The following is an 18,488-nucleotide window of genomic DNA, read 5'->3' as shown; positions in this document are numbered from 1 at the left end:
GACATTTTTGGAGTTTGTCATGCTGCAACCTTTTCATCTTGCCATCCCGGTAGACGATTTAAACGCTGCACGGCAGTTTTATGGTGAGCTGCTCGGCTGCGCTGAAGGGCGTAGTGCAGCCCAATGGATTGACTGGAATTTTTATGGTCATCAATTGGTAACCCATGTTGCACCGGAGCGCTTGCAAGCGGCGCATCACAATCCGGTCGATGGGCATGATGTCCCCGTTCCACATTTTGGCGTGGTACTAAGCATGGACGCCTGGCAACAACTGGCCGAGCGCTTGCAAAATGCTGGTATCGAATTCGTCATCGAGCCGCATATCCGCTTTAAAGGCCAACCGGGTGAACAGGCCACCATGTTTTTCTATGACCCTGCGGGCAACGCGCTCGAATTCAAAGCGTTCCAAGATATCGGTCAACTTTTCGCGCGCTAGTTATCCGCTACGAAGCTGGGCGCGCGATATTGCCCCCACTTAAAATTACGCCGACATTCAAGCCTTTGAATAACTCTGGATAGCGTTTCACTGCGGCCAGCGTAACGCTTGCCGAGGGCTCTACTTGCATCGTGGTGGTTTGTTCGAGTAGCGCTTGTGCGGTGCTGGCCTCGGCATCGGTTACCGTCACCACCCCATCGACGTAGCGCTGTAGCAAGGGGAAGGTCACTGAACCAAGGCTAGTGAGCAAACCATCACAAATGCTAGTGGGTGGAAACGCAGGGACGATGTGCCCTTGTTCTAGTGAAGCAATACCGTCAGCTGCTAGCTCAGGCTCAACACCAATAACGGGCAAGCCAAATGATTTTGCCACTAAAGCGGTCCCACTGAGTAAGCCACCGCCACCGAGTGGGGCGACGAGAATATCCAAATTCGTGATTTCGCTGCAAAGTTCAAGTGCTGCGGTGCCTTGTCCGTATACAATATCGAGATGATTATAAGGTGGAACAAAATGGCCTTGCGCTTGGGCAGCAACAAAGGCTTCGCGCGCCGCCATGCCGGGGTCGATCATCTCAATCTGGGGCTGATATTTTTGCATATTCGCAAGTTTTACGGGGCTAGCGCTATGACTGACCCCAATTTTTACTGAGACACCGAGCTTGGCCCCAATGGCTGCGAGTGCTGCACCATGGTTACCGGATGAAACGGTATACACTCCCGCCGCTCGCTGCGCCTCGGATAACTGCAATAGCGCATGCGTCGCACCCCGATATTTAAATGCCCCTGTAGTTTGTAAGTGCTCACATTTTAAATAGACTTCCGCACCTAGTTGTTCATTTAGCGCTTGGCTTTGATGGACTGGGGTGTGGACAATATAAGGCGCAATACGCTCGTGAGCGCCTTGAATCTGGTCGAAATGTTCAGCGAGTGTGCGATCAGGTGCAGTGTTAGCCATCGGTTCTTGGTAAAATTATGTATAATGTTGCCAGTCGATAAGACCCGAGTCTAACACGAGAAACATCATGGCCGTACTCAATACTTTCGAACGCATTCGCGCCCTACCATCCGCCTATCAGCGGTTGTTCGCTCTTTATTTATGCCAGCGTATGCTGCCGAACTATGAACTGTTTTATCAAGTGACTGGGTTTGGCGATCCTAAACCGTTACATGGCGCCCTGAACGCTTGTTGGGATTGGTTGTGGCAGCCGCAGAAGGTCAAGGTGAATTTTTCCCGCTGGCAAGAAAAAGTCGATGACGTGACCCCCAGTGAGCATGGTCATGACATGTTGGGAGTTTATCCTGCGATGGATGCCTGCACGGCGATCAGCACCTTGTTACAAGGCTTGCTTGATCAAAGTGATGCCGAAATGGTCAGTGTTGCGAAAATCTCGCAAGCCACCGTGAATAAGTTTATCGAGTTAACTGAGGCGGCCGAGCTTGAGCCGAGTCAGCGGGCGGGTTTTATTCGTGCCCATGAGCTAACCCAATATGAAATTGAAGTGCAGCAGGCGGCATTAAGTTACTTTGAGCAACTTGCTCAGGTTGAGCCAACCCCCACCCAAACTATGGTTAAGCAGGTACAGGCAATGGTTGCTGAAGAGGGCGTGTCGAATATTGGTATTGAGACGGCTAACCCTCAGGATTAGTCGCTTCGCGTCGGCTTGGCTGCGCTTGCATGATGGCCAGCCAGCCAATCACGCCAAACAGTAAAATCTGTAGATAATCACTCCGGCGCCACTCAACATGCTGTTTGTAGACGCCAATAAACAACAGGGTTTGCAGCGCATGTAAGCTCAATAGCACCGCAAATAAGATAATAAATACCGCGTATGCTTTACCGGGAAACGGCCAGATAAAATTGGCCAGCATGGCGCCCCAAACGAGCGCAAAGATAAGGCGTCCGAAAAAAACCGCATAACTCACTGTATTGATTCCTTAAGCTGAAAGTTTGAAAAGCCGCGCGTGGACATCACCCATGCGTTTTTCTCGGTGCAGTTGCCAGTGGGCAGGCACGGTCACCCCTAAGTCTGGCTCTGTTTCGAGATACACCCAAGCATCGGCTGCTAGCCAAGCTCCGGCCACAAGTGCGTCAAGCGCGGGTTGCGCCAGCCCTTGCCCAAACGGCGGATCGATAAATACTCCATCGAAGCTCGCCGCAGGTGTTTGTTTTAGGCCTTGCAGGCTGTCTCCTATGCTGACGATAGCGCGGCCTGGGCAAGCGCTAGCAAGTTGCTGCGCATGTTGTTGCAGTTGCCGCGCGGCAACTCGGTCACGTTCCCAAAGATGAACTTCGGCGGCACCTCGCGATAGCGCTTCAAAACCCAACGCACCGGTCCCCGCAAATAAGTCGAGCACCCGTGTTTCTGCGAGTTCGAACTGGAGCCAGTTAAATAGCGTTTCGCGTAAACGGTCAGTACTAGGGCGCAGCCCAGTGACCTCGGCGATCGCCAACTTGCGTCCACGCAGGCGTCCACCGATGATCCGGAGTTGGCCTGCTTGGGATGACTTTTTCTGCTTGTTTGCGGTTCGGGGCATGCTACATTAGCGCCTGACATGTTAGACTATCGGCATAGTGTAAACCCTGTTGTTGTGAACTTCCAAAGGTAATAGCGCATGGCTAAAGGATCATTTTTTTCGCTGTTTGGGAAGAAAAAGCCCGAAACCGCTGAAGCAGTAGATGAAACGCAAGCTCAAGAGTCACCCGCTGAGGCTTCACCCCCACCTCGTGAAGTTCCTGATGCCGCCGAAATGTGCGCCCAAGTCACCGCTGAACACCGCGCTCCGAAGACTTCACCAACCCGCGAAAAGCCGAGCCTTTGGAAACGTTTACGCGAAGGTCTGAAGAAAACCTCAACGGCCGTGGGTGATGGCATTTGGGGTATTTTCAAAGACAAGAAAATTGATGACGAGCTGTTTGAAGAGCTCGAAACCCAATTGCTGACCGCTGATGTCGGTGTCCCGACGACCTTAAAAATTGTGGAGCAGTTAACTGAGCAAGCCGACCGGCGCCAGTTGCAAGATGCAGCGGCCTTATATGAGTTGTTGCAGAGCAACTTGACTGAGCTGCTAGAGCCCGTCGCTCAGCCACTGCAATTATCGGAACAAGATGGTCCGTATGTGATTTTGATGGTTGGCGTAAATGGGGTCGGTAAAACCACCACCATTGGTAAATTAGCACAACAATTTAAGCAACAAGGTAAGTCAGTGATGTTGGCGGCTGGGGATACCTTCCGTGCGGCTGCGGTTGAGCAGTTGCAGGTGTGGGGTGAGCGCAACGATATCCCGGTGGTGGCACAACATACGGGTGCGGATAGTGCGTCGGTGATTTTCGATGCGGTTGAGGCGGCGCGTGCCCGTGGCGTTGATGTACTGATTGCCGATACGGCAGGGCGTCTACAAAATAAAGCACACTTGATGGACGAGCTGAAAAAAGTCGTGCGAGTGATGAAGAAGATTGATGCGAATGCTCCCCATGAAGTGATGTTAGCACTTGATGCGGGGACGGGTCAGAATGCCATCAGTCAGGCGAAATTGTTTACCGAGGCGGTTGGGGTCACGGGGATTACCCTCACCAAACTTGACGGCACCGCCAAAGGTGGCATCATTTTCGCTATCGCCGATCAGTTTAAGATCCCCATTCGGTATATCGGCGTGGGCGAGGGGATTGATGATTTACGGCCTTTCCATGCCGAAGAATTTGTCGCCGCTTTGTTCCAACGTGGTGATAACGATACGACCTCAACAACTGAGTCAGCATGATTAAATTTGAACAAGTCAGTAAAACTTATCCCGGTGGCTTCCAAGCACTGAATCAGGTCAATTTTCATGTCGAGCCGGGTGAGATGGCATTTCTGACCGGGCACTCAGGTGCGGGGAAAAGTACGCTACTGCGACTGATTGGGATGATGGAACGCCCAACCACTGGGCGGGTGCTGATTAATGGACATGACTTGCGCAAAATTACCCGCAAACAAATTCCTTATGTTCGCCGTGATATCGGGATGATCTTTCAAGATCATCGGTTATTGATGGATAAAACGGTTCTCGATAATGTTGCGCTGCCGTTGCTGATTGAAGGCTATTCAATGCAAGAAGCGCGCAAACGCGTGCAAGCGGCGCTCGAAAAAGTAGGGCTTGGTGACAAACTCCGCCATTATCCGATGATGTTATCTGGTGGTGAGCAGCAGCGAGTGGGGATTGCCCGCGCGGTCGTTAACAAGCCGCCTTTGTTGCTTGCCGATGAGCCTACCGGCAACCTTGATCCTAAGCTGTCGATGGAGATCATCAAGCTGTTTGAGGACTTCAACAAAGTCGGCGTCTCTGTCTTAATTGCAACCCATGATCTGGGCCTGATTGCCCGGATGCGTTATCGCACGCTAACCCTTAAAGAAGGGCGTATGATCAATGACGGCTTACAGGAGAGTGAGCTATGAGTTTGCTCTTTCGCAGTCGCCAGTCTGGCGCCCAGCAAGTAAAAATCTCTGCTGTTAGACGACTGCTGATGTTTTTTGTGCATCACCTGCAGCAGGCCGTTGCCAGTTTGGGTGAGCTGGTGCGTTATCCGCTTGCCAGCTTAATGACCATGGCGGTACTGGGGTTGAGCCTGACCCTGCCCGCAACCCTTTACGTGGTGGCGAAAAATACCGAGAGTGTCGGGGCAAAATGGCAAAGCGCCGCAGAAATCACTTTATTCTTACGCACTGATTTAAGTGAACAAGAAGTTGCGACATTTCGTAAAAGAATTGCGCTTTCTGCTGAAATTGAGCAGGTGGAATGGCGCGATAAGGCGGCCGGATTAGCGGAATTTCGGGAAAGCTCTGGGTTTGGCGAGGCGCTTGATGCACTGCCTGACAACCCGTTACCCGATGTGTTAATTGTGACGCCGGTTGCGAGTAAGCAAAACAGCGCCTCGGCGCAGGCTCTGCTGCAACGTTTATTGAATGAGCGTGAGGTCGCCGAAGCGCGGCTCGATTTGGACTGGTTGGAGCGTTTACAAGCGTTGCTGAACTTGGTCCGCGATGGGTTTCTTGGTCTTGCTGTATTGCTCTGTACCGCAGTGGTGTTGATTGTGGGGAATACCATTCGGCTGAACATCAACAGTAAGCGTGACGAGATTATGGTGATGAAGCTAGTCGGTGCAACAGATGCTTACATTCAACGGCCTTTTCTCTACACCGGGATATGGTATGGTGTGGTCGGTGGCGTGATTGCCTGGTTAGCGACCGCACTCTTGCTCTGGTGGATTGAAGGGGCAGTGATTGAGGTGACTGAACTGTATGCGTCGCAATTTTATTTGGCCGGTCTCAGTTTTGCTGAAATGCTGGTGGTATGGGGTCTGGCGGTAGGTTTAGGTCTTGTTGGATCGTATTTAGCGGTAAAAAAACACGTCGCAAGCATTGAACCAAGATAGATTGATCCCCATGATCCTTTTGGTACAATAGACGGAACTTTTTCCACTCGAAGTGGTCAGACAAGTGTCGATATTAAATCGGACACTGAAGTAAAAAGAGGATGTTATTGAATGAGCACTGATATGAGCAGTATGGCCCTAGCCGTTCCCCAAAGTAGCGGGAGCCTGGAGTCCTATATTCAGTCTGTCAATCGCATTCCAATGCTGAGCGCAGAAGAAGAGCGGGAACTGGCAGAGCGTCTAGTTGGCGAAAATGACCTTGAGGCTGCACGCCAATTGATCATGTCGCACCTTCGTTTCGTGGTGCACGTTGCCCGTGGCTATTCAGGCTATGGGTTACCTCAAGCAGATCTAATCCAAGAAGGAAACGTCGGTTTGATGAAAGCGGTCCGTCGCTTCGACCCAACCGTTGGTGTCCGCTTGGTGTCGTTCGCGGTGCACTGGATTAAAGCCGAAATTCATGAGTATGTGCTGAAGAATTGGCGCATGGTCAAAGTTGCGACCACCAAAGCGCAACGTAAATTATTCTTCAACTTGCGCAAGATGAAAAAGCGTCTTGGCTGGTTTACCGACGAAGAAGTGAATACAGTTGCTGAAACGCTTGGTGTAAGTGTTTCAGAAGTGAAAGAAATGGAAGCTCGAATGAGCGCCCATGACCAAGCCTTTGAGCTGAGTTCAGATGATGATGATGCGCGCGATGGCGGCACCTATTCACCTGCACAGTATCTTGAAGACAAACGTTCAGATGTTGCTGAAAGCATCGAAAACGAGCAATGGGAAAGCCACACGCAACAACGCTTGCTGGCGGCAATTCGTACCCTTGATGAGCGTAGTCAAGACATCGTTCGAGCGCGTTGGTTAGATGAAGAAAACAAAACCACTTTGCAAGAACTGGCTGATAAATATCAAGTATCAGCAGAACGAGTGCGTCAGCTCGAAGCGAACGCGATGAAGAAACTGCGATTGGCAATGAGTTAACCGACTAACGCACCAGTTTCGACGCAAACACAACTTCAATATTTGCCGCTTCTAGAAGCGGCAAATTTGTTTCTAAGAGCTGTAAAGTAGCTTCATGAGGGTGACCAATGGCAATGGCAAACCCATTTTTATGGGCAGTTGCAATGAGCCGCTGCCAGGCACTTTGCATCGCAGCCGCTTCCCGTTCATGGTCTAAAAACACATGGCGGCGTTCGGTCGGCACAGCGTAGGCTCGTGCGGTCGTCTCAGCAACAGTCTCCACCGTGGTGCGGCTGTCGATAAAAAATAGCTGGCGCCGTTTGAGCTCATCCATAACAGCGGTCATTACCTCGATATCACTGGTCGCTAAACTTCCCATATGATTATTCAAGCCAACCGCCATCGGCACTTGGCTTAGGGCATGGTCCAGTTGGGCAGTGATTTCGTCGGCGCTCATCGTGATTTGTAATGTCCCTTGCTCCTTGGGCATGAGGTCATCGTTTGCTTGCATCGGCAGATGCACCATCACCTCTTTGCCAAGCGCTGCGGCATCTTCTGCTAACCCTGCACCAAACGGGCTATCGGGTAGCACGGCGATGGTCAATGGGTAGGGCAGTGCAAAAAAACGACCATCACGCGCAGAGTAGCCGACATCATCAATGATAATGGCAATTTGAGCCGGGCGGGTTGATTGTGGCTGTGGCGCTTCGAGAGCAGCGGCGCTGGCGCTGCTAAATAACAGCATCGTAGCCCCAAATAACCGCATAACGCTGCGCATTAACGCACCCAGCGGGTCGGATTAACCGCATCGCCTTTGATGCGGATTTCGAAGTACAAACTCGGCTCAGTCTGTCCGCCTGATTGGCCGACGAGTGCGACGGTCTCGCCCTGACGCACGGTCTGGCCCACATCAGGAACGATGGTTTGGTTGTGGCCATACAGGCTCATATAGCCTTCACCGTGGTCAAGCACTAGGACTAAACCATAGCCACGCAGCCAATTGGCAAAAATCACCCGGCCATCGGCTATCGCCTTCACTGGCGTGCCTTCTGCAGCCTCAATAATGACTCCGCGCCAGGGCACACCGCCACTGCGTTCGGTCGCGAACAACCGGCGCACTCGTCCTTCGGCAGGCCAGAGCATTTTCCCTTGCAAAGGCTTCAAGCCAAGCAATTGGGGTTCATCGCGCAGTGCTGCAAGCAAGCCTTCGAGCACTTGCTCGAGTGCCTCTTGGTCGCGTTTGAGGGCCGTTATCCGCTGGGTATCGGCTTGTTGCTCGCGCTGCAGGCGTTTCAGTAGCTCTTGTTGTGACTGGCTTTGCTCACGCAACACGCCTTGTTGCCGGCGCTGGGTGTTCGCCTGTTCTTGCAAAGTGGCTTGTTCAGCAGTTAAGGCTTGGGCAACTTGATCGAGATCTGCAGCCGTTTGATTGACTTGATCCAGTTGCTGTAAGCGGGCCCGATTAAGATATCCATAGTAACCAAGCATGCGCTCGACTTGATTTGATTGCTGTTGATTGAGCAACAGCTTGAGCAAATCATGTTCGCCCATCTTATAGGCGGCTTGGATTTGTTGAGCTAACCGCGCCTGTTGCTGGGCGTACTCGCGCTCGAGTTGCTGTTGCTCAGTTTTAAGTTGCTGTAAACGCCCTTCAGTGGCGGCAATAGCCGTTTGCGTTTGTTGCAACTCGCTGGCGACCGTACTCATTTGTAGCTCGAGTTGGCGTAATTGCTGTTGGGTAAGCGATAAATCTTGTTGACGCTCTGCAATTGCTGCTTGGCGCGCAGCGATTTCAGCCGCCAGCTGTTGCAAGCGTCGCTCGGTTTGCTCGCGCTCGGCGGCAACATCGTCTTGCCAAGCAAAGCTCGGAGCGGCGAGGATAAGCGCCGCCATTAGCAAGGTAAGCGAGAGCAAAAACTTCATCGCAGCATCACACTTAATCAGTAAGAGTGACGATAGGCGTTCCTGTCATCTCTTTAGGTTGCGGTAAACCGAGTAAATGCAGCATAGTCGGAGCGACATCGCTGAGGCGACCCCCATCGCGCGCTTGAGCCGGACGACCGACGTAAATAAACGGCACTAACTCGCTGGTATGCGCGGTGTGGCATTGACCGGTGCTATGATCAACCATTTGCTCAGCGTTGCCGTGGTCTGCGGTAATTAAACATTCGCCGCCGACTTGTTGGAGCGCGGCTACGACTCGACCAATACTCGTATCGACTGCTTCACAGGCTTTCACGGCTGCCTCGAAGTTACCGGTATGACCGACCATATCGCCATTCGGATAGTTGCAGATAATCACGTCGTAGTCGCCACTGTGAATGGCTGCGACTAACTTATCGGTCAATTCGACTGAACTCATTTCCGGTTTCAGATCATAGGTCGCGACATCTGGTGACGGGATCAAGACGCGCTCTTCACCTGGGAATGTCTCTTCACGCCCACCACTAAAGAAGAAAGTAACATGGGCATATTTTTCGGTTTCAGAAATCCGCAGTTGAGTTTTGTGATGTTGCGCGAGCCAATCACCCAGCACATTTTTTAAGCTCTCTGGCGGATACGCAATTGGCCCTTTTAGGTTCGCTTCATATTCGGTCAGCATTACAAACGAACTTAATTTGGGCACGCGACCACGATCAAAGCCGGCAAAATCTTCATCTAAAAAGGTATGGGAAAGCTGACGGGCGCGGTCGGCTCTGAAATTCATGAAAATTACCGCATCGCCATCACGCATTTCGACTTGATCACCAATGGTCGTGGGCTTCACAAATTCATCATTTTCGTCTCGTGTATAAGCCGCTGCTAGACCATCAAGCGCACTCGCAGCGTGATATTCAGCGCGTCCAGCAATCAATAGCTGCCAAGCTTGCTCAATACGTTCCCAGCGTTTGTCGCGGTCCATTGCATAATAGCGCCCCACCAAGCTGGCGAAACGCCCTTTACCTAGGCTTGCGAACTTAGCTTCAAAACGTTCAATCGATGCTTTTGCTGAGCGTGGCGGGGTATCTCGGCCATCTAAAAATCCGTGTACATAAATATGCTCGGCGCCACGCTGAGCGGCGAGTTCAACCATAGCGAGCAGATGATCTTCGTGGCTATGGACGCCACCGGGTGACAGCAACCCCATGATATGCACTGCTTTTTGCTCTGCTACAGCCGCATCGACGGCATCGGTTAGCACCGGGTTTGTAAAGAAATCACCATCGGCGATGGCTTTGCTAATACGGGTGAAATCTTGATATACAATTCGACCTGCACCAAGGTTGACGTGGCCAACTTCTGAGTTGCCCATTTGCCCGTGCGGCAGCCCCACTGCCATCCCTGAACCGTCCACTAAAGTGTGGGTGCAGGTTTGCCAGAGTTTATCCATATTCGGTGTATGAGCCGCGGCAATGGCATTATCAGGTGCCGCTTCGCGGTGTCCCCAACCATCTAGGATAAGTAACGCTAGGGGTTTACGTTGTGCCGACATAGCCACCTCAGTAAAGTCGAATTGCAATAAATATTTGTGCTTATTTTATGCGATTTTAGGGGAAATAACACCCTCGATATCGGCGTCAATTTCGATGTTTTGCGGTAAACTTTCGATAAATTTTGCTGGCAACTGCTATTTCAGTCGGTATACTTTGCCATTGATTTTTCCACCAAGAGAATCGGTCGTTATGGAGCAAATTTTAGCATTCGCTGGGAATCACCCGTTCATGAGTATTTTGTGGGTGGTTTTGTTGATCGCTTTGATCGTCACGTCATTGCAGTCAGCAACGTCTGGGGTCAAGCAGTTAACCCCGCAACAAGCGACGTTCGCAGTGAATCGTGAAGATGGCGTGTTCGTTGATATTCGGTCGCAAGACCAGTTCCGCAAAGGGCATATTGCGGACTCTTTGAATATCACCGCCGAACGAATTCGGAAAAACGATTTGCAAGCCCTTGAGAAGCACAAATCTGCCCCCATCGTATTAGTATGCAACACCGGCATGACCGCGAAAGGGGTCGCTGGGCAGCTAAGCAAAGCAGGATTTGAGCAGGTGTCCGTGTTACAAGGTGGCGTCAATGCTTGGCAAGGTGCTAGCTTCCCGTTGGTGAAAAAGAAATAATCATAACTCGCTCATATTAAAAATTAATGTTCAATAGATAGGATGTAATCATGGCTGACGAACAGCAAACAAATGGCGCGGCACAAGACCAAGCGCAACAATTCGCAATCCAGCGTATCTACACTAAAGACGTTTCATTTGAAGCGCCTAACTTGCCACAAATTTTTCGTGCTGAGTGGAAGCCAGAGCTAAACCTCGACCTCAACGTTAAGAACGAAAAAATCGAAGACAACTTGTACGAAGTTGTGTTGAAAGTCACTGTGACCAACAAAATTGGTGAAGACGTTGCTTTCTTGGCAGAAGTACATCAGGCCGGTTTATTTACTGTTGCTGATAGCATCCCAGAAGGTCAGCGTGCTGGTTTGTTAGCTGCATTCTGCCCAAATATCTTGTTCCCATATGCACGTGAGTGCTTGGCGAACTTAGTAAGCCGTGCAAGCTTCCCGCAATTGAATCTCGCGCCAGTAAACTTCGATGCGATTTTTGCACAGCACATGCAACAACAACAGCAGCAAGCGCAGCAACAACAAGCTGACGCTTAAGCGCCAAGGTCTTCACTTTGCGTGAACAACATGCTGTAACAGTGCTAGGAGCCGGTTCTTATGGGACCGCCCTAGCATTTTGTTTCGCCCGTAAGGGCACGCCAACCACTTTGTGGGGGCGCGATTCCGCTCAAATCGAGCAAATGCGTAGCACCCGCGAAAATAAACGCTACTTACCAGGTATCCCTTTTCCAGATAGTCTCGTTGTGACCGACGACTTAGCTCAAGCGGTTGCAGCCTCAGACAACATCGTTGTGGTGGTTCCAAGTAGTGCATTTGCCCAAGTTTTAAAAGACATCAAACCGCTGCTTCGTGAGCATGCCCGAGTTGCTTGGGCGACCAAAGGGCTTGAGCCTAATACTGGGCGCTTATTATACGAAGTAGCCGAAGAAACTTTGGGCACCGAGCGTTCGCTGGCAGTATTGTCTGGCCCAACTTTTGCAATGGAAATGGCAAAAGGCTTGCCAACGGCGATTTCGATGTCGTCTAAAGATAACGATTTCGTCGAAGAACTTTCAGAACTGCTGCACTGCGATAAAAGTTTTCGGGTCTACACCAATGATGACTTTATTGGGGTGCAACTAGGTGGTGCGGTCAAAAATGTCATCGCGATCGGGGCTGGCATGGCCGATGGGATTGGCTTTGGCGCGAATGCCCGCACGGCTTTAATCACTCGCGGTTTAGCCGAGCTGACACGATTGGGGTTAAAACTCGGCGCTCGCCCAGAAACTTTTACTGGAATGGCCGGCCTTGGTGATCTGATTTTGACTTGCACCGATGATCAATCGCGTAATCGTCGCTTAGGGTTAGCGCTAGGACAGGGCAAAACCGTTGAGGAAGCAATGGCTGAAATTGGTCAGGCGGTAGAAGGATATCGAAATACCAAAGAAGTCGTTGCCTTAGCCCGCCGCAACGGGGTCGAGATGCCTATTTGCGAGCAGCTTTATGAAGTGCTCTACGGTGATATGTCACCGCGTCAAGCCGCGATTAACTTACTCAGCCGCGCCCGTACCTCGGAGTAACGAGCGCTGCCGATGCCGGCTCCGCTCAAGCTAAAGGGCCAGCGAGCCAGTGCCAATGTTGGTCAAAGTGTGCCGTCGGAGCAGTTTTGAATTCTGAGCGTACAAATTGGCCGAGTTTACCTTCCACATAACTTAGTAGCAGGTTAGCGAAAGCCGCTTCATCCATCTGCTGATGAAACCCAGCGCGCATGCCATGCTCACGCAGCGTTTGTTTTAAACTCGCTTCGATTTTATCGAATAAACCTTTCACCCGAGCGCGCAGGCGTTCATGCTCACCAAGCAGTGCGTCGCCGCTTAACACGCGACTGATGCCGGGATTCCGTTCGATAAAGGTCAGTACCACTTTTAAAATCATTTGGCAGCGTACCGAGACGTCTTTTTCAACTTCGATAATCTGATTGATGCGGCTGAGCAATGTGTCCTCAGTGAATTCAATCAAACCTTCAAACATCCGTGCCTTGGATGGAAAGTGGCGATATAAGGCGGCTTCAGAAACGCCTAGGTCAGCTGCTAAGCGGGCAGTGGTGATACGCTGACCATGGCTGGTTTCCAGCATTGCCGCGAGAGTTCCGAGAATTTCTTGCTTGCGATTCGGTTTAGTCATGAGGTTACGTTTATCCTTAGCTCACTAGGGTAATAACTGTGCCGCACGGGCGAAAATGGCGAACGCCAATTCGAGTTTGCTGGCACGGGGCAATTCGGTTTGTTGGATTTCGTTTTGTGCATCACGCCAAATAAGGGTCATGGCGTTATCATCAGTATTAAATCCAAGGGCGGGATCGCTGACATCGTTGGCGGCGATCATATTTAACTTTTTGCGCTCAAGCTTACCGGTGGCATAGCTGACAACATCATGTGTCTCAGCGGCAAAGCCGATACAAAAAGGGGCATTAGGTTGCGCGGCCACGGTCGCTAAAATATCGGGGTTAGGGGTCAACTCGAGCGTAAGGGTTGCGCCCGATTTCTTCATCTTTGCGCTCGCCGCTTGCGCCGGGCGATAATCTGCAACCGCAGCACAGCCGACAAAAATATCACAGCCAGGTAATGCTGCTTGCACGGCTTCGAGCATTTCTGCCGCACTCGTCACATCAATCCGCTTAACGCCGACGGGTGTGGTCAGCCGAGTTGGTCCGCTAACGAGCGTAACTTGAGCGCCAAGCGCCGTCGCAGCTTGCGCTAACGCAAACCCCATTTTACCGGAGCTATGGTTACTGAGATAACGTACTGGATCGATGGCTTCTTGAGTTGGTCCCGCGGTAATCACCAGTTGCTTGCCTGCTAAAATTTGCGGCTGTGCAGCTGTGGTCAATACCTTAACCAAGGCTTCACGAAGCTGCAGTGGTTCTGGCATACGTCCCGCACCGACATCACCACACGCTTGTTCGCCTTCGGCTGGGGCGATGATCTGATAGCCAAATTGCTGCAAGCGTTGCAAATTTGCTTGGACTGCTGGGGCCGCCCACATTTGCTGGTTCATCGCAGGTGCCAGTAGCACAGGGGCCGTGGTCGCTAAGCACAAGGTACTGAGCAAATCATCAGCCAGGCCATGCGCAAGCCGACCCAGAGTATTAGCGCTTGCTGGTGCGATCAGAATGGCATCGGCCCATTTGGCCAGCTCAATATGTCCCATTGCCGCTTCTGCAGCAGGGTCGAGTAGGTCATGGTGCACGGGATGGCCTGAAACGGCTTGCAGGGTAAGCGGCGTAATAAACGCTTGGGCGCCTTTCGTCATCACCACGCGGACGTCCGCACCAAGGTCGCGGGTACGACGCACCAGTTCGGGAATCTTATAGGCTGCAATCCCACCGCTGATGCCGATCAGGATCTTTTTGCCGTGTAGCGATTCTTCATGCCTTTCGCTCATAGTGAGTCCTTACCTTTTAAGATGTTGTAAAGATACCACGAGGGCAAAATAAAATGCGAGTCAGTTCCACAAAAGGTTTGTACAAAAGAACAACAACTGTTAGCTTATAACAACTCTTATACAAAGGAATTAAAATATGTTAAAAGTTATTTTACCTGTTGCAGCTCTCGTTCTTGCAGGATGCGCAAGCGGCAACAAAACGACAAGCACCGCGACAGAAACCACCGCAGACACACAACAAGAAACGGCAGAAGTGGTTTATATCTGTACTTCAGAGCATGTGGTGGGAACCAACTTTAAACGTCGCCGTTGTCGTACCCAAGAGCAAATTGATCAAGAACGCGAACAAGCGCAAAGCGAGCTCTCTGAGTTTCAACGCAGCACAATTAGCGCACCTATCGACAACTAAATAGCGTCAATCACCCGCAAAGCTATACGATTGCGAGTTTTAGAAACCACCGTTAAGGTGGTTTTTTTATGGCACTCATCATGGGTTTTGTTCAAGGAGGAACATATGGCGTCGATCAAACAATGGCCTGCGGCCGAGCGGCCGCGCGAGAAAATGTCGAATCATGGCGTGCAAGGTCTTGCCGACTCGGAGTTACTTGCGATTTTGTTAGGCACCGGTGTGCGCGGCAAAGATGTGGTCGCTTTTTCGCGCGAGTTGTTACACGCCTTTGACGGCATTGGTGGGCTGTTATGTGCTGAAGCGGACAAGTTGTTGCAACATCCCGGTATTGGTCCGGCTCGGGTGATGCAACTGCAAGTGATTATGGAACTCTCGCGGCGCTATTTGAGTTGGCAATTGCAGCGCAGTGATGGTTTTACTCAGCCAGCCATGGTGAAAGATTACTTAACTGCGCAGTTACGGCATCAAGAACGTGAAGTGTTCGTCGTCTTGCTACTGGATAGTCAGCATCGGCTATTAAAGTATGTCGAACTTTTTTATGGCACCATCAATGCAGCGCCCGTGTATCCACGCGAGATTATTAAACTGGTGATGCAACATAATGCCGCGGCGGTGATTCTCGCCCATAACCATCCCTCGGGTGTTGCGGAGCCAAGCGATGCCGACCAACGCGTGACCGACCGACTCAAGCGAGCGCTGCACCTGATCGACGTTGCACTGTTGGATCATTTTGTTATTGGTGCCGGAGAACCAGTATCGTTTGCTGAACGAGGGCTGTTGTAGTAAAGTAGCGCAGCTGAATTTGAGCCCCCCGAATTAGGATCAAACGATCAAAAAATCACAGTGATCACTTGATTGCTGCGAGAAATTACTGTATAAATTGCGCCCTCGAATTCAAGGCATGGCCGCGATGGGCGAAAGGCGAGCTAGAAAGATATTTTTGGAGTAAAGAACGATGTCACGAGTATGTCAAGTTACAGGAAAGCGTCCCGTAGTGGGTAACAACCGCTCGCACGCGAACAACGCGACCAAGCGTCGTTTCCTGCCGAATCTACAATCTCACCGTTTCTGGGTTGAATCAGAGAAGCGTTGGGTGAAATTGCGTATCTCTACTAAAGGTATGCGTATCATCGATAAGAAAGGTATCGACACTGTGCTCGCAGACTTGCGCGCTCGTGGCGAGAAAGTGTAAGGAGTTAAACCATGCGTGATAAGATTCGTTTAGTTTCATCAGCCGGTACAGGTTACTTCTACACTACCGACAAGAACAAGCGTAACATGCCTGAAAAAATGGAGATCAAAAAGTACGATCCCGTTGTGCGTAAGCATGTCATGTTCAAAGAAGCCAAAATCAAGTAAGTTGATTTGCTTTTGCAGTTTTGAAAAACCCGGCCTTGGCCGGGTTTTTTATTGTTAGCGACTTGGGTCAATGACCCCGCCAATGCTGGCGTTTAAGCGGAACCACCCGGTAATACTGTAGCGGTCGCGTTGTCCAGCAAGTACCTCGTGGACAAACTTGTCACTTAAAAACAGCACCAGCTTACCCGCCTCGGGTAGCACGGTTTCAAGGATCTCTTGGCGTTGCCCGTAGATCACCAACTGCCCACCATCTGTGCTACTCCAATCTGGATTCAGGTAGAGCACAGTGGTTAAGATTCGATTACTGCGGCCTTTAAAGGCATCCAGGTGCTTGCGATAAAAAGCGCCCGGCGGATAATGGGCTAAGTGGCACTCATAGTCGAATAGCCCCATAAATAACTCGCGATTCAGCTGCAGCCGCAGTGTCTCAAGGCCATTTAAGTAATTTGTCTCAAGTGTATTAGCACGGCTGAGCCAACGGATCTTATCTTGGCGGATGCGCGTATTGGTGCTGTAGTCATCCGCCCGACCAATGCCAGCTTGTTGCCATTCGTAATCGGGTAATTGTTGCGCGTATTGATAGAGCAGGCGAGTATGCGCAGCGCTCAGAAAATCAGGTACAATGACATAGCCGTTGCGGACCAATTGGTCGCAATCAATTGCCTGAAAATCAAAAGCAGTTGGGGTTAATCCGGTTGGGTTCAAGCACTATGCCTCGCTCAATTTTGCGCGAAATATAGGGTAAGTTTTTTCTTAGAGCAAGAGTTATTTGATGCCAGAGTTACCAGAAGTTGAAGTGAGTCGGCGCGGGGTCGCACCGCATATCGAAGGGCAAGTGATCCGCCAAGTGGTGGTGCGCGATGAGCGTCTGCGCTGGCCCGTGCCAAGCACGCTACAAAATGTTGTTGGCGGGCGCATTGAAAAGGTCGAGCGGCGCGCTAAGTATCTTATTCTGCACACCGATAAAGGCTATGTGATCATTCATTTAGGTATGTCCGGAGCGTTACGTGTGGTGCCAGATGACACCCTGGTGGTTAAGCACGACCATGTTGAGCTGCAACTCGAGAACGGGCTGGCGCTACGGTTTAATGATCCACGCAGATTCGGCTGTTGGTTATACAGTGAGGAGCACCCCGGCAAGAGCCACCCATTATTGACCAGTCTCGGCCCTGAACCTCTGACCGATGACTTTGACGCGGATTATTTATTTGCCCAATCCCGTGGTCGTCAGCAAGCAATCAAAACCTTTATCATGGATAACCATGTTGTGGTTGGGGTAGGTAACATCTATGCCAACGAGAGCTTATTTAAAGCAGGCATTCATCCGAAGCGGGCTGCCGGCAAGGTGAGCAAGGCACGCTATCAAAAGCTGGTTCCGATTATCAAAGCAACCCTTGCGCGCGCGATAGAACAAGGGGGCACGACGTTACAAGATTTCACCCAAGCCGATGGTCAACCCGGCTATTTCAAACAGGAGTTAGCCGTTTATGGACGTGGCGGTAAGCTTTGCATGAATTGCAAAACTCGGCTGAAAGAGATTCGCTTGGGGCAGCGTACTACAGTCTACTGCCCGAAATGTCAGCGCTGATAAAAGCGCTGTAATTGCGTCATAAAAAACTCAGGATCAGAAATAAATGGGGCGTGGCTGCAATTGGGTGCGACCACCGCTTCACTGTTAGGAGCTAACTGATCGACTTGAGTTTTTAAACGCGCCGGTACCAGCGCGTCAAGGCGTCCATAAATGCGCAGAAATGGCAGTTGTAACTCATGCAAGCGCGGGCGTAAATCGACCTCTGCAAGCATATCAAGCCCTGCGTGAAGCACTTCAACGCTTGCCATGGGTTTGGCAAATAACCATTCTTTGATTTGTCTTACGTCCGCCTTCGCATGCGGGCTGCCCATACTTTGTAAGGCTAAAAACCGCTCCACCGTGCGCTTAAAATCGCGGCTTAATTGGCGTGCGAAAGTCGACAGAATATGCGGTTCAATCCCCGGCCAGTTTTCTGCCGCCGGGAAATATGGACTTGAGGCAACCGTGACTAAGGATTGAATACGCTCAGGATCATCGAGGGCAATTTGGCTGGCTACCAAGCCGCCTAAACTCCAACCGATTAAATGACATCGAGGCGGCAGCGTCTGCGCCGTCAGTTGGCATAAATGTTCGAACGAAAGAGGCAATTCAGCGGGCCATGGTGACTCGCCGTAGCCGGGTAGATCGAGCTGATGGAGCCGCCCTAACTGGGCCAATTGCGCACTTACCGGGGTCCAAATATTGCCATTTAAGCCCCAGCCATGGAGGACAACAATATCCTCCCCAGTGCCACTGATTTTTGACCATACAGGCGTTACCATAAAGGCCTCGTTGACAGATTTCAGCGCTTGAACGCATAAGGAA

At 51.1% G+C, this 18,488-nt stretch carries 24 protein-coding genes; 14 read left to right on the top strand and 10 right to left on the bottom strand.

Translation table 11 applies throughout. The features are described from left to right. The first annotated feature begins 19 nt into the window (after positions 1 to 19). Positions 20 to 436 (top strand): VOC family protein, encoded by a 417-nt coding sequence (locus tag CWI83_RS06640; protein ID WP_126827354.1) that lies wholly within the window; start codon positions 20 to 22, stop codon positions 434 to 436. A gap of 7 nt (positions 437 to 443) precedes the next feature. Here CWI83_RS06640 and CWI83_RS06635 read toward each other — a convergent pair whose 3' ends face one another. Continuing rightward, positions 444 to 1,391 carry a threonine/serine dehydratase family protein gene (locus CWI83_RS06635; protein WP_126827352.1) on the bottom strand — a complete coding sequence of 316 codons (948 nt, stop codon included), beginning with the start codon at positions 1,389 to 1,391 and terminating at the stop codon, positions 444 to 446. A gap of 67 nt (positions 1,392 to 1,458) precedes the next feature. Here CWI83_RS06635 and CWI83_RS06630 point away from each other — a divergent pair, with 67 nt between their 5' ends. Then, the gene (locus tag CWI83_RS06630) at positions 1,459 to 2,082 is read left to right on the top strand and encodes a YjaG family protein (RefSeq protein WP_126827350.1); all 624 of its coding nucleotides are present in this window, start codon (positions 1,459 to 1,461) and stop codon (positions 2,080 to 2,082) included. Here CWI83_RS06630 and CWI83_RS06625 read toward each other — a convergent pair. After that, on the bottom strand, positions 2,066 to 2,359 hold the full coding sequence (locus CWI83_RS06625) for a DUF1145 domain-containing protein (RefSeq protein ID WP_126827348.1): 294 nt from the start codon (positions 2,357 to 2,359) through the stop codon (positions 2,066 to 2,068). The genes CWI83_RS06630 and CWI83_RS06625 overlap by 17 nt on opposite strands. Before the next feature lie 12 nt (positions 2,360 to 2,371). Beyond that, positions 2,372 to 2,971: a 16S rRNA (guanine(966)-N(2))-methyltransferase RsmD gene (gene rsmD / locus CWI83_RS06620; protein WP_126827346.1), complete on the bottom strand. Its 600-nt coding sequence runs from the start codon at positions 2,969 to 2,971 to the stop codon at positions 2,372 to 2,374. Between the two features lie 78 nt (positions 2,972 to 3,049). Between rsmD and ftsY the strand changes: the two genes are divergently transcribed. The 4 genes from ftsY (at position 3,050) to rpoH (ending at position 6,824) form a co-directional block, all read left to right on the top strand. Further along, positions 3,050 to 4,195 (top strand): signal recognition particle-docking protein FtsY, encoded by a 1,146-nt coding sequence (gene ftsY, locus CWI83_RS06615; protein WP_126827344.1) that lies wholly within the window; start codon positions 3,050 to 3,052, stop codon positions 4,193 to 4,195. Beyond that, on the top strand, positions 4,192 to 4,869 hold the full coding sequence (gene ftsE, locus CWI83_RS06610; RefSeq protein ID WP_126827342.1) for a cell division ATP-binding protein FtsE: 678 nt from the start codon (positions 4,192 to 4,194) through the stop codon (positions 4,867 to 4,869). Before ftsY ends, ftsE begins: the two co-directional genes overlap by 4 nt. Next, positions 4,866 to 5,846, top strand: a complete 981-nt coding sequence (ftsX, locus tag CWI83_RS06605; RefSeq protein ID WP_126827340.1) for a permease-like cell division protein FtsX — start codon at positions 4,866 to 4,868, stop codon at positions 5,844 to 5,846. Before ftsE ends, ftsX begins: the two co-directional genes overlap by 4 nt. A gap of 111 nt (positions 5,847 to 5,957) precedes the next feature. Continuing rightward, positions 5,958 to 6,824 (top strand): RNA polymerase sigma factor RpoH, encoded by an 867-nt coding sequence (rpoH, locus tag CWI83_RS06600; RefSeq protein ID WP_126827338.1) that lies wholly within the window; start codon positions 5,958 to 5,960, stop codon positions 6,822 to 6,824. Positions 6,825 to 6,828: 4 nt separating this feature from the next. Here the strand turns inward: rpoH and CWI83_RS06595 are convergent, their stop codons facing one another. From CWI83_RS06595 to gpmM, 3 genes are read right to left on the bottom strand one after another with little or no spacing between them, the layout of a single operon-like run. Further along, positions 6,829 to 7,581 carry a divergent polysaccharide deacetylase family protein gene (locus CWI83_RS06595; protein WP_126827336.1) on the bottom strand — a complete coding sequence of 251 codons (753 nt, stop codon included), beginning with the start codon at positions 7,579 to 7,581 and terminating at the stop codon, positions 6,829 to 6,831. Then, positions 7,581 to 8,726: a murein hydrolase activator EnvC family protein gene (locus CWI83_RS06590; RefSeq protein ID WP_126827334.1), complete on the bottom strand. Its 1,146-nt coding sequence runs from the start codon at positions 8,724 to 8,726 to the stop codon at positions 7,581 to 7,583. Before CWI83_RS06590 ends, CWI83_RS06595 begins: the two co-directional genes overlap by 1 nt. A gap of 13 nt (positions 8,727 to 8,739) precedes the next feature. Next, complete coding sequence (gene gpmM / locus CWI83_RS06585; protein ID WP_126827332.1) at positions 8,740 to 10,275, bottom strand: 2,3-bisphosphoglycerate-independent phosphoglycerate mutase; 1,536 nt, start codon at positions 10,273 to 10,275, stop codon at positions 8,740 to 8,742. A 229-nt stretch (positions 10,276 to 10,504) separates the two neighbouring features. On the opposite strand from gpmM, the gene CWI83_RS06580 reads away from it, so the two are divergent. The 3 genes from CWI83_RS06580 to gpsA are packed head-to-tail and all read left to right on the top strand — an operon-like array spanning position 10,505 to position 12,461. Then, a complete protein-coding gene (locus CWI83_RS06580) occupies positions 10,505 to 10,897 on the top strand; it encodes a rhodanese-like domain-containing protein (RefSeq protein WP_241969887.1) in 393 nt (130 codons plus the stop codon). Positions 10,898 to 10,947: 50 nt separating this feature from the next. After that, positions 10,948 to 11,439: a protein-export chaperone SecB gene (gene secB / locus CWI83_RS06575; RefSeq protein ID WP_126827328.1), complete on the top strand. Its 492-nt coding sequence runs from the start codon at positions 10,948 to 10,950 to the stop codon at positions 11,437 to 11,439. Positions 11,440 to 11,456: 17 nt separating this feature from the next. Then, positions 11,457 to 12,461, top strand: coding sequence for an NAD(P)H-dependent glycerol-3-phosphate dehydrogenase (gene gpsA, locus CWI83_RS06570; protein WP_126827326.1), 1,005 nt, complete (start codon positions 11,457 to 11,459; stop codon positions 12,459 to 12,461). A 25-nt stretch (positions 12,462 to 12,486) separates the two neighbouring features. On the opposite strand, the gene slmA is transcribed toward gpsA, so the two are convergent. Beyond that, on the bottom strand, positions 12,487 to 13,065 hold the full coding sequence (gene slmA / locus CWI83_RS06565; protein ID WP_126827324.1) for a nucleoid occlusion factor SlmA: 579 nt from the start codon (positions 13,063 to 13,065) through the stop codon (positions 12,487 to 12,489). A gap of 24 nt (positions 13,066 to 13,089) precedes the next feature. Beyond that, the gene (gene coaBC, locus CWI83_RS06560; RefSeq protein WP_126827322.1) at positions 13,090 to 14,325 is read right to left on the bottom strand and encodes a bifunctional phosphopantothenoylcysteine decarboxylase/phosphopantothenate--cysteine ligase CoaBC; all 1,236 of its coding nucleotides are present in this window, start codon (positions 14,323 to 14,325) and stop codon (positions 13,090 to 13,092) included. Between the two features lie 136 nt (positions 14,326 to 14,461). Between coaBC and CWI83_RS06555 the strand changes: the two genes are divergently transcribed. The 4 genes from CWI83_RS06555 (at position 14,462) to rpmG (ending at position 16,093) form a co-directional block, all read left to right on the top strand. After that, a complete protein-coding gene (locus tag CWI83_RS06555) occupies positions 14,462 to 14,734 on the top strand; it encodes a hypothetical protein (RefSeq protein WP_126827320.1) in 273 nt (90 codons plus the stop codon). Between the two features lie 105 nt (positions 14,735 to 14,839). Next, a complete protein-coding gene (gene radC, locus CWI83_RS06550; protein WP_126827318.1) occupies positions 14,840 to 15,517 on the top strand; it encodes a RadC family protein in 678 nt (225 codons plus the stop codon). Positions 15,518 to 15,689: 172 nt separating this feature from the next. Beyond that, positions 15,690 to 15,926, top strand: a complete 237-nt coding sequence (gene rpmB / locus CWI83_RS06545) for a 50S ribosomal protein L28 (protein ID WP_126827316.1) — start codon at positions 15,690 to 15,692, stop codon at positions 15,924 to 15,926. 11 nt (positions 15,927 to 15,937) lie between these two features. Then, positions 15,938 to 16,093: a 50S ribosomal protein L33 gene (gene rpmG, locus CWI83_RS06540; RefSeq protein ID WP_126827315.1), complete on the top strand. Its 156-nt coding sequence runs from the start codon at positions 15,938 to 15,940 to the stop codon at positions 16,091 to 16,093. 54 nt (positions 16,094 to 16,147) lie between these two features. On the opposite strand, the gene CWI83_RS06535 is transcribed toward rpmG, so the two are convergent. Then, on the bottom strand, positions 16,148 to 16,798 hold the full coding sequence (locus CWI83_RS06535) for a 2OG-Fe(II) oxygenase (RefSeq protein WP_198677254.1): 651 nt from the start codon (positions 16,796 to 16,798) through the stop codon (positions 16,148 to 16,150). A 67-nt stretch (positions 16,799 to 16,865) separates the two neighbouring features. Between CWI83_RS06535 and mutM the strand changes: the two genes are divergently transcribed. Then, a complete protein-coding gene (gene mutM / locus CWI83_RS06530) occupies positions 16,866 to 17,681 on the top strand; it encodes a bifunctional DNA-formamidopyrimidine glycosylase/DNA-(apurinic or apyrimidinic site) lyase (RefSeq protein WP_126827313.1) in 816 nt (271 codons plus the stop codon). Here mutM and bioH read toward each other — a convergent pair. Further along, positions 17,672 to 18,445 carry a pimeloyl-ACP methyl ester esterase BioH gene (gene bioH / locus CWI83_RS06525; protein WP_126827311.1) on the bottom strand — a complete coding sequence of 258 codons (774 nt, stop codon included), beginning with the start codon at positions 18,443 to 18,445 and terminating at the stop codon, positions 17,672 to 17,674. The genes mutM and bioH overlap by 10 nt on opposite strands. Between the last annotated feature and the right edge of the window lie 43 nt (positions 18,446 to 18,488).

Origin of the sequence: Pseudidiomarina taiwanensis, assembly GCF_003987435.1 — a bacterium.
Classification (GTDB): domain Bacteria; phylum Pseudomonadota; class Gammaproteobacteria; order Enterobacterales; family Alteromonadaceae; genus Pseudidiomarina; species Pseudidiomarina taiwanensis.
Note: the sequence above shows the minus strand (reverse complement) of the source record. Positions and strands in the feature narration are given on the sequence as shown.